Genomic DNA, 8934 nt, shown 5'->3' on the forward strand with positions numbered 1-8934 from the left:
CCGATCACGTTCGACGAGGTCGGCGACCCGACCGAGGCGTCGATCGGCATCTACGAGTACGGCGACGACAACACCTACGCCGCCTGGCAGGGCTGATCGTCTCGCACCCACGGAGGCCCCGTGAGCTTCGGCTCGCGGGGCCTCCCGCCGTATACCGGCGCGAGCCGGGGTCGCGGCCGGTCGAGCGTCGCGCTCAGGCGCCGGTGGACGGACGCGGCACGTGCTGGTCGACGAGGATCGGGTTGCCGTCCGGGTCGACCACGGTGAAGCTCGCGGGGCCGTCGCCGGTCTCGTCGGCGGACTCGACGAACTCCACGCCGTGCTCGCGAAGGGTCCGCTGCAGATCGCGCACGTCGGTGAACGGCTCTTCGGTCGGTCCCTCGGCGGACCAGCCGGGTGTGAAGGTGAGGATGTTCCGGTCGAACATGCCCTGGAACAGCCCGATCACCGTCGTGCCGTTGCGCAGCATCCGCCACCCCGACGCGGCATCGCCGCCGAACGCCTCGAAGCCGAGGCGCTCGTAGAAGGCCGTCGACACGGCCAGATCCCTCACGGCCAGGCTCAGGGAGAACTCGCCGAGGTCCACGCGTGCGTCATCGCTCATGGCGCCGACGATACGCCTTCGGCGGGCGCGCGTCAGGCGCCGAGCGTGCCCAGGTAGAGCTCCGTCACCTTCGGGTCGTTCAGCAGCTCACGGCCGGAACCGGTGTAGGCGTCGCGGCCCTGGTCGAGCACGTAGCCGCGATCGCAGATCTGCAGACAGCGGCGCGCGTTCTGCTCGACCATGATGCACGTCACCCCGGCCTTGTTGATCTCGGAGACGCGGATGAACGCCTCGTCCTGCCGCACAGGCGAGAGACCGGCGGACGGCTCGTCGAGCAGCAGCACTTTGGGGTCCATCATGAGTGCGCGGCTCATCGCCACCATCTGGCGCTCGCCGCCCGAGAGCGACCCGGCGCGCTGCTTGAGCCGCTTGCCGAGTTCGGCGAAGATCCCCGTGACGAACTCGAGCCGTTCGGCGTAGACCGACGGGCGCTGGTACAGGCCCATCTGCAGGTTCTCCTCGATCGTCAGGGAGGGGAAGACGTTGTTCGTCTGCGGGATGAAGCCCACGCCCCGGGCGACGAGCTTGTTCGCCTTCAGACCCGTGATGTCGTCGCCCTCGAGAGTGACCGTGCCGCTGCGCACGTTCACCTGACCGAAGATCGCCTTCAGAAGGGTGGACTTGCCAGCGCCGTTGGGTCCGATGATGCCGATCAGCTCGCCCTGGTGTGCGACGAGGTTGCAGCCGTTGAGGATGTTGACGCCCGGCAGGTAGCCGGCGTGCACGTCTTCGACGGAGACGACGGTGGTGCCGGTGGTCGTGGCGGTGCTCATCGCTCGTCCTCCTCGTGGTGGTGCCGCTTCGGGGCTTCCTCGGCCTCGAGCTCGGCTTCCGCTTCGGCCTCGATGTCGGCCTTGGACAGGCCGGACGCCGATGCCGCCTCGCCCTGCACCGGGATGCGGCCGGTGACCTCACCCAGGTCGACGTCCTGGTGGGCGCCGAGGTAGGCGTCGATCACGGCCGGGTCCCGCATCACGGAGTGCGGATCGCCCTCGGCCACGATCTTGCCCTCGGCCATCACGACGACCCAGTCGGCGATGTGACGCACCATGTGCATGTCGTGCTCGACGAAGAGGACCGTCATCCCCTCGTCCTTCAGGTCGAGGATGTGGTCCAGCAGCGACTGCGTGAGCGCCGGGTTGACGCCGGCCATCGGCTCGTCGAGCATGACGAGCGTCGGATCGGTCATGAGCGAGCGCGCCATCTCGAGCAGCTTGCGCTGACCTCCCGAGAGGCTCGCGGCGAAGTCGGCCGATTTGGTGTCAAGCTTGAACTTCTGCAGGATGCCCATCGCGCGGGTCTCGATGTCTTTGTCCTGCTTGCGCCAAAGCGGCGGGAACAGACCGCCCCAGAAGCTCTCGCCCCGCTGGCCGGTCGCGCCGAGCTTCATGTTGTCGAGCACCGTGAGCAGGCCCAGGGCCTTCGTCAGCTGGAAGGTGCGCACGAGACCCATCCGGGCCACCTTGTAGGCGGGAACGCCCGCGAGATCGCGTCCGTCGAAGCTCCACGTGCCCTCGTCGGGCTTGTCGAATCCGGTGAGCAGGTTGAACAGCGTGGTCTTTCCGGCACCGTTCGGGCCGATGAGGGCGGTGATCGCCCCGCGCGGCACCTCGAGGTGGTCGACGTCGACGGCGTGCACGCCGCCGAAGGATCGGCGCACGTTGTCGGCGACGATGATCGGGTCGACCTTGGCGCAGCCCGGTGCGGCGTCGCCCTTATGCAGGCCCGTCGTCTTGGGGCGCGGCGTGGGAGAGGTCATCGTGGGCGGCTCGGCGCCTGCCGGCGTATCACTTGACAAAGGTCAGCTCCTTCTTGTTGCCGAGCAGGCCCTGCGGCATGAAGATCACCAGCAGCATCAGGGCCACGCCCACGAGGATGAATCGCAGCGTCGCCGCCTGGATGGCCGACATGCCGAACAGCAGACCGGCCGAGGCCATCGCGGGAAGGACGTTGGAGAGGAAGGTCTGCAGCACCCAGAAGATGAGCGACCCGAGGAGCGGACCGAACACGGTGGCGGCGCCACCGAGCAGGAGCGCGGTCCATACGAAGAACGTCAGCGACGTCACGTACACGCCGGGGCTGATGGCCGCCGGCAGGGCGTAGACGATGCCTCCCGCGGCGGCGATCACGCCACCGAGCACGAGGGTCTGCATCTTGTAGGCGAAGACGTTCTTCCCGAGCGAGCGCACGGCGTCCTCGTCTTCACGGATGCCCTTCAGGGCACGTCCCCAGGGGCTGTGGGTCAGCATCCACACCACCAGCACCGCGAAAGCGAGGGTGAGCAGCCCCATGATGCGCACCCACCACTGGGTCTCGTTGTACATCCACGGGCCGAAGCCGTACGTGCCGTCGGGGATCGGGTTCGATGCCCGGAAGCTCGCGTGATACCCGCTCAGTCCGTCGGCCGAGCCGGTGACGTCGTCGAAGGCGGTCGTGAGGAACAGCAGTCGCACGACCTCCGCGGCGGCGATCGTGACGATCGCGAGGTAGTCGCCTCTCAGTCGGAGGGTCGGAATACCGAGGATGAGCGCGAAGATCGCCGCGGCCACCAGCCCCAGGATCGCCGCGAGCCACCACGGGAGCCCGAAGGTGAGGACGGAGATCGCATAGCCGTAGGCGCCGATGGCCATGAAGCCGGCGATGCCCATGTTGATCAGGCCGCCGTAGCCGAAGTGCATCGCCAGACCGAGCGCCGCGAGGGCGTAGCCGATCGTGGCGGGGCTCAGGATCGAGCTTGCCGAGTTGGAGAGGATCTGAAGCCAGTCCATGGTCTGCGCCTAACCTATTCTCTCGCGTCGACCGAGGATGCCCTGTGGTCGGAACAACAGGATCACGATCAGGATGAACAGTCCGCTGGCGAACTTGAGGTCCGCCGGGATCCACAGGCTCGACGCCTCCACGACGATGCCGACGATCAGCGCGCCGATGAGCGCGCCGTATGCCGTGCCGAGGCCGCCGAGGACGACCGCCGCGAACATCAGCAGCAGCAGCTGCGCACCCATGTCCCAGCGGATTCCGGGGCGGTAGTACGCGTAGAGGATGCCGGCGAGGCCCGCGAGCGCTCCGGCGAGCACCCACACCACGCGCACGACGTAGTCGACGTCGATGCCGGATGCGGCCGCCAGAGACGGGTTGTCGGAGATCGCCCGGGTCGCCTTTCCGATCCGCGAGCGGGTGAGCCAGAAGGCGAAGATGACGATCACGACGATGGAGATGACGATCGACGCCATGTCGATCACGCTCATCTGCACCGCGCCGAACAGCGGGATCTTGGGGGCCGAGGCGCCCGGGAGCTGTGCGGTGCCGCCGCCGATGAAGAACTGGAAGGTGTACCGCAGGGCGAGGGAGAGGCCGATGCTGACGATCATCAGCTGCACCACGCCGACCCGGCGTCTGCGGAGCGGTCGCCACAGCGCCGCATCCATCACCAGTCCCAGAGCCGCGCTCAGCACCACCGCGAGGGGATAGCCCAGCCACCACGGGAGGGCGAGGCTCGCGGGACCGACCAGCACGAAGGCGACGATGGCGCCGAAGGTCACCATCTCGCCGTGGGCGAAGTTCGAGATGCCGGTCGTGCCGTAGACGAGGGTGAGGCCCACGGCGGCAAGGGCGAGCATCAGGCCGAAGCTGATCCCCTGCACGACGCGCTGCACCAGCTGGTCGAAGAAGGAGGTGACGTTGCGCTCGCCCTCTCCGATGAAGAAGTTGACCGCCGCGAACCCGCCGGGGCCCACGACCACCTCGAGCACGTTCGGGGTGTCGTCCTCAGGGTCGACGACCGCGATGCCCTCGGGGAGGGAGTTCTCGTCGAGGGTGACGGTGTACTCGTTCTCGTCACCGCGCTCGGGGACCTGAACGCTCCACTGGCCGTTCTCGTCGGTCTCCACCTCCTGCGCGCCGCCGGGGCCGTCGATGACGAGGATGATGCCGGGCAGCGGCTCGCCGTCCAGCTGGACGTTCCCGCTGATGCGGTAGGGGTCGCCCTCCGCGGCGCTCGCCGGCGCGGACGCGGCGAAGACGCCCAGCAGCGCCAGCATCAGGCCGATGACGACCGATAACGCCTGTAGGCGCGATCGAGGTGTCGCGATCGTGGTCGAAGGACTCACTGAACCTCCCAGCTCGGCACACCAGCGCGCCGAAGCTTCAGGTCGCATCGGCCGTGATGATCGACGGTACGAGCGTAATGTGTCGTCGTTGTTTCGGGCCAACGACACATTCGTGGCCTGCATCTCGTTTTGATCTCGAACCGCGGAAGCGCTCCCGCGATGCGCCCGGATCGAGCGCTCCCACCCCGTAGGGGTGCCGGGAATGCGACGGGTTGCGCGCGCCTTAGAATCGACGAGTCGAGAATTCTCGGATCGACACGCCGTCACCCCGATCTGCACGCGCCCGACGGCGACGGGCGCAGGAGGACCCATGGAGCACCACGACCCCTTCGGCTTCGTCGGACTGACCTACGACGACGTCCTGCTGCTGCCGGGACACACCGACGTCATCCCGAGCGAGGCGGACACCTCCAGCCGGGTCACTCGCCGCATCACCGTGGCCACCCCGCTCATCTCCGCCGCGATGGACACCGTCACCGAGACGCGCCTCGCGATCGCGATCGCGCGGGAGGGCGGCATCGGGATCATCCACCGGAACCTGTCGATCGCCGACCAGGCGGCGATGGTCGACCGCGTCAAGCGCAGCGAGTCGGGAATGATCACCGACCCGATCACGACAACGCCCGAGGCCACGATCGAAGAGGTCGACGGGCTGTGCGCGCAGTACCGCATCTCGGGTCTGCCGGTCGTCGACGCCGAGGGGCGTCTGGTGGGCATCGTGACCAACCGCGACATGCGCTTCGTGTCGGGCTTCGAGCGTCAGACCACTCTCGTGAAAGACGTCATGACGAGCGAGGGCCTGGTCACCGGGAACGTGGGCATCGGCGCGAACGAGGTCATCGCCCTGTTCGCCGAGCACCGCGTCGAGAAGCTGCCGCTCATCGACGACGAGGGCAAGCTCGCCGGCCTCATCACCATCAAGGACTTCGACAAGAGCGAGAAGTACCCGCTCGCGACCAAGGACGAGCACGGTCGGCTGCGCGTCGGCGCGGCGATCGGCTTCTTCGGGGATGCGTGGGAGCGCGCCGAGGCCCTCCGTGACGCGGGTGTCGACGTCGTCGTGGTCGACACCGCCAACGGGCAGTCGGCGGGCGTGATCGAGATGNNACCAACCGCGACATGCGCTTCGTGTCGGGCTTCGAGCGTCAGACCACTCTCGTGAGAGACGTCATGACGAGCGATGGCCTGGTCACCGGGAACGTGGGCATCGGCGCGAACGAGGTCATCGCCCTGTTCGCCGAGCACCGCGTCGAGAAGCTGCCGCTCATCGACGACGAGGGCAAGCTCGCCGGCCTCATCACCATCAAGGACTTCGACAAGAGCGAGAAGTATCCGCTGGCGACCAAGGACGAGCACGGCCGCCTGCGCGTCGGCGCGGCGATCGGCTTCTTCGGCGACGCGTGGGAACGCGCCGAGGCCCTCCGCGACGCGGGTGTCGACGTCGTCGTCGTCGACACCGCGAACGGCCAGTCGGCGGGCGTGATCGAGATGGTGCGGCGCATCAAGGGCGATCGGTCGTTCGACCACATCGACGTCATCGGCGGAAACGTCGCGACCCGGGAGGGTGCACAGGCGCTCATCGACGCGGGCGTCGACGCGGTGAAGGTCGGTGTCGGCCCGGGGTCCATCTGCACCACGCGCATCGTCGCCGGTGTCGGCGTGCCCCAGGTGACGGCGATCTACGAGGCTTGGCTGGCGGCGCGCGAGGCAGGCATCCCGGTCATCGCCGACGGCGGCCTGCAGTACTCCGGTGACATCGCCAAGGCCCTCGTCGCCGGTGCGGAGAGCGTCATGATCGGGTCGCTCCTGGCCGGAACCGACGAGTCGCCGGGCGAGGTCGTCTTCCAGGGCGGCAAGCAGTTCAAGCTCTATCGCGGGATGGGTTCCCTCGGCGCCCTGCAGACACGCGGCAAGAAGACGTCGTACTCGAAGGACCGCTACTTCCAGGCCGATGTGCCCAACGACGACAAGCTGATTCCGGAGGGGATCGAGGGGCAGGTCGCCTACCGCGGCCCCGTCTCCGCGGTCGCCTACCAGCTGGTCGGCGGCCTCCGTCAGTCGATGTTCTACGTCGGCGCGCGCACGATCGACGAGCTGAAGGCCAAGGGGAAGTTCGTGCGCATCACCTCGGCGGGGCTGAAGGAGTCGCACCCGCACGACGTGCAGATCGTCGTCGAGGCGCCCAACTACAAGCGCTGACCTCGCGCGCTCGCGGCGCCGCGCCGCGAGGCCCGGAGCCCGCGCCGCGAGGCCCGGAGCCCGCGCCGCGAGGCCCGATGTCGGAGATTCGCGCCGATGTCGGACGATTTGCACAGGATCCTCCGACATCGGACCGATTCTCCGACGTTCCACCCCGTGCGACAGCGGGCGACACCGGCGTACAGTCGGCGGCATGTGCCGGAACATCCACACGCTCCACAACTTCGAGCCCGCGGCGACGAGCGACGAAGTGCACGCCGCCGCGCTGCAGTACGTGCGCAAGATCGCCGGGACGACGAAGCCGTCGCAGGCGAACCGCGAGGCGTTCGACCGCGCCGTAGCCGACATCGCTCATGCCACGCAGCACCTGCTGGACGACCTCGTGACCAGTGCGCCGCCGAAGAACCGCGACGAGGAGGCGGCGAAGAAGCGCGCCCGCGCCGAAGCCTCCGGGCGCTACTCGGCCGCCTGACCCGCCCGCGTCTGCCCCGCCCGCGGCGCCTGACCGCCCGCGTCTGCCGCGACATTCTCTGCCGCCGCATCGTCGGAGAATCGCGTCGATGTCGGACGATTCGCGGCGAATCCTCCGACATCGGCCCGTTTCTCCGACATCGGCGGGGGAGGGGATGCGCCCGGCGGCCGGATGCGGCGGGCGGGCGGCGGGGGGTGCGGCGGGCGCGGGGCAGGGATGCCCGGCGGCTGGATGCGGCAGCGCCGGCCGAGGCGGCAAAGGCGCCGGGGGCAGAGGGATGCGGCGGGCGGGCGGGTAGGCTGGCCCGGTGAGCATGGAGATCGAGATCGGCCGCGCCAAGCGGGCCCGCCGCGCGTTTACGTTCGACGACCTCGCCGTCGTCCCCTCGCGCCGCACGCGCAACCCGGAGGACGTCTCGACCGCGTGGACCATCGACGCGTTCTCCTTCGACATCCCCGTCATCGGCGCGCCGATGGACTCGGTGGTGAGCCCCAAGACCGCGATCATGCTCGGCCAGCTCGGCGGACTCGGCGTGCTCGACCTCGAGGGGCTGTGGACTCGCTACGACGACCCCGAGCCGCTCCTCGCCGAGATCGCGTCGCTGCCGGACGACCAGGCGACCCGTCGCATGCAGGAGCTGTATGCCGCACCGATCCAGCCGGAACTGGTGCGGGATCGACTCTCCGAGATCCGCGCGGCCGGTGTGACCGTCGCCGGTTCCCTCACGCCGCAGCGCACGCAGGAGCTCTACGAGACCGTCGTCGCGGCCGGGGTCGACCTCTTCGTCATCCGCGGCACCACCGTCTCGGCCGAGCACGTGTCATCGGTGGCGGCGCCGCTGAACCTGAAGAAGTTCATCTACGACCTCGACGTGCCGGTCATCGTCGGCGGTGCGGCGACGTACACCGCCGCCCTCCACCTGATGCGCACCGGCGCCGCCGGTGTGCTCGTGGGCTTCGGCGGGGGCGCGAGCTCGTCCACCCGCGCCACCCTCGGCATCCACGCACCCATGGCCACGGCGCTCGCCGACGTCGCCGGCGCCCGTCGCGACTATCTCGACGAGTCCGGCGGCCGCTACGTGCACGTGATCGCCGACGGCGGGGTGGGAACCTCGGGCGACCTCGTCAAGGCTCTCGCGATGGGGGCGGATGCGGTCATGCTCGGCGTCGCTCTCGCGCGCGCGACCGATGCCCCCGGCCTCGGGTACCACTGGGGCCCGGAGGCGCATCACCCGAAGCTGCCCCGCGGACGCCGCGTGGCCGTGAACCAGCTCGCCGACCTCGAGTCGGTGCTGTACGGTCCGGCTCCGGTCGCCGACGGCACGGTCAACCTCATCGGCGCCTTGAAGAAGTCGATGGCCACGACCGGGTACTCAGACCTGAAGGAATTCCAGCGCTGCGAGGTCGTCGTGGCGCCGTATCAGGCCGGATGACCACCGCCGACCCGCACCCGGCACCACCGGAGGTCTTCCCGCCGACGCTGCGCGAGGTCATGCTGCGCCCGCGCTGGCTCGGCGTGCTGGCCCTGTGCCTGGTGGTGGCGGGCGTGTTCGC

At 69.1% G+C, this 8934-nt stretch carries 8 protein-coding genes and 1 pseudogene; 4 read left to right on the forward strand and 5 right to left on the reverse strand.

The annotated features are described in order from the left end of the window. Positions 1-193 precede the first annotated feature (193 nt). The 5 genes from B4E30_RS09815 to B4E30_RS09835 are packed head-to-tail and all read right to left on the reverse strand — an operon-like array spanning position 194 to position 4641. Positions 194-604: a VOC family protein gene (locus tag B4E30_RS09815; protein WP_228480804.1), complete on the reverse strand. Its 411-nt coding sequence runs from the start codon at positions 602-604 to the stop codon at positions 194-196. A 32-nt stretch (positions 605-636) separates the two neighbouring features. Beyond that, positions 637-1377: an ABC transporter ATP-binding protein gene (locus B4E30_RS09820; protein WP_071046040.1), complete on the reverse strand. Its 741-nt coding sequence runs from the start codon at positions 1375-1377 to the stop codon at positions 637-639. Beyond that, positions 1374-2363 (reverse strand): ABC transporter ATP-binding protein, encoded by a 990-nt coding sequence (locus B4E30_RS09825; RefSeq protein WP_194383643.1) that lies wholly within the window; start codon positions 2361-2363, stop codon positions 1374-1376. The genes B4E30_RS09820 and B4E30_RS09825 overlap by 4 nt, the downstream gene beginning before the upstream one ends. 28 nt (positions 2364-2391) lie before the next feature. Continuing rightward, entirely contained in the window at positions 2392-3372 is a 981-nt protein-coding gene (locus B4E30_RS09830) for a branched-chain amino acid ABC transporter permease (protein ID WP_071046043.1), read from the reverse strand. A 9-nt stretch (positions 3373-3381) separates the two neighbouring features. After that, positions 3382-4641, reverse strand: a complete 1260-nt coding sequence (locus tag B4E30_RS09835; RefSeq protein WP_194385562.1) for a branched-chain amino acid ABC transporter permease — start codon at positions 4639-4641, stop codon at positions 3382-3384. A 379-nt stretch (positions 4642-5020) separates the two neighbouring features. On the opposite strand from B4E30_RS09835, the gene guaB (B4E30_RS09840) reads away from it, so the two are divergent. From guaB (B4E30_RS09840) to B4E30_RS09855, 4 genes and pseudogenes are all read left to right on the forward strand, one after another. Continuing rightward, positions 5021-5872, forward strand: coding sequence for an IMP dehydrogenase (gene guaB / locus B4E30_RS09840; protein WP_414683205.1), 852 nt, complete (start codon positions 5021-5023; stop codon positions 5870-5872). Then, positions 5818-6909: pseudogene (gene guaB, locus B4E30_RS09845) on the forward strand (IMP dehydrogenase); the annotation flags it as partial. The gene guaB (B4E30_RS09840) and the pseudogene guaB (B4E30_RS09845), both read left to right, overlap by 55 nt. 193 nt (positions 6910-7102) lie before the next feature. Next, positions 7103-7381: a DUF2277 domain-containing protein gene (locus tag B4E30_RS09850; RefSeq protein WP_071046048.1), complete on the forward strand. Its 279-nt coding sequence runs from the start codon at positions 7103-7105 to the stop codon at positions 7379-7381. A gap of 313 nt (positions 7382-7694) precedes the next feature. After that, a complete protein-coding gene (locus B4E30_RS09855; RefSeq protein ID WP_071044579.1) occupies positions 7695-8813 on the forward strand; it encodes a GuaB3 family IMP dehydrogenase-related protein in 1119 nt (372 codons plus the stop codon). The last annotated feature ends 121 nt before the right edge of the window (positions 8814-8934 follow it).

Source organism: Microbacterium sp. UBA3394 (assembly GCF_002358725.1).
In the GTDB taxonomy this organism is placed as follows: Bacteria; Actinomycetota; Actinomycetes; order Actinomycetales; family Microbacteriaceae; genus Microbacterium; species Microbacterium luteum.

Excerpts from the sequence above, each read along its gene's own strand:
- B4E30_RS09815 (WP_228480804.1), bottom strand. The coding sequence starts at position 604 with ATGAGCGATGACGCACGCGTGGACCTCGGCGAGTTCTCCCTGAGCCTG.
- B4E30_RS09820 (WP_071046040.1), bottom strand. The coding sequence starts at position 1,377 with ATGAGCACCGCCACGACCACCGGCACCACCGTCGTCTCCGTCGAAGAC.
- B4E30_RS09835 (WP_194385562.1), bottom strand. The coding sequence starts at position 4,641 with ATGCTGGCGCTGCTGGGCGTCTTCGCCGCGTCCGCGCCGGCGAGCGCC.
- B4E30_RS09830 (WP_071046043.1), bottom strand. The coding sequence starts at position 3,372 with ATGGACTGGCTTCAGATCCTCTCCAACTCGGCAAGCTCGATCCTGAGC.
- B4E30_RS09850 (WP_071046048.1), top strand. The coding sequence starts at position 7,103 with ATGTGCCGGAACATCCACACGCTCCACAACTTCGAGCCCGCGGCGACG.
- B4E30_RS09825 (WP_194383643.1), bottom strand. The coding sequence starts at position 2,363 with ATGACCTCTCCCACGCCGCGCCCCAAGACGACGGGCCTGCATAAGGGC.
- B4E30_RS09855 (WP_071044579.1), top strand. The coding sequence starts at position 7,695 with ATGGAGATCGAGATCGGCCGCGCCAAGCGGGCCCGCCGCGCGTTTACG.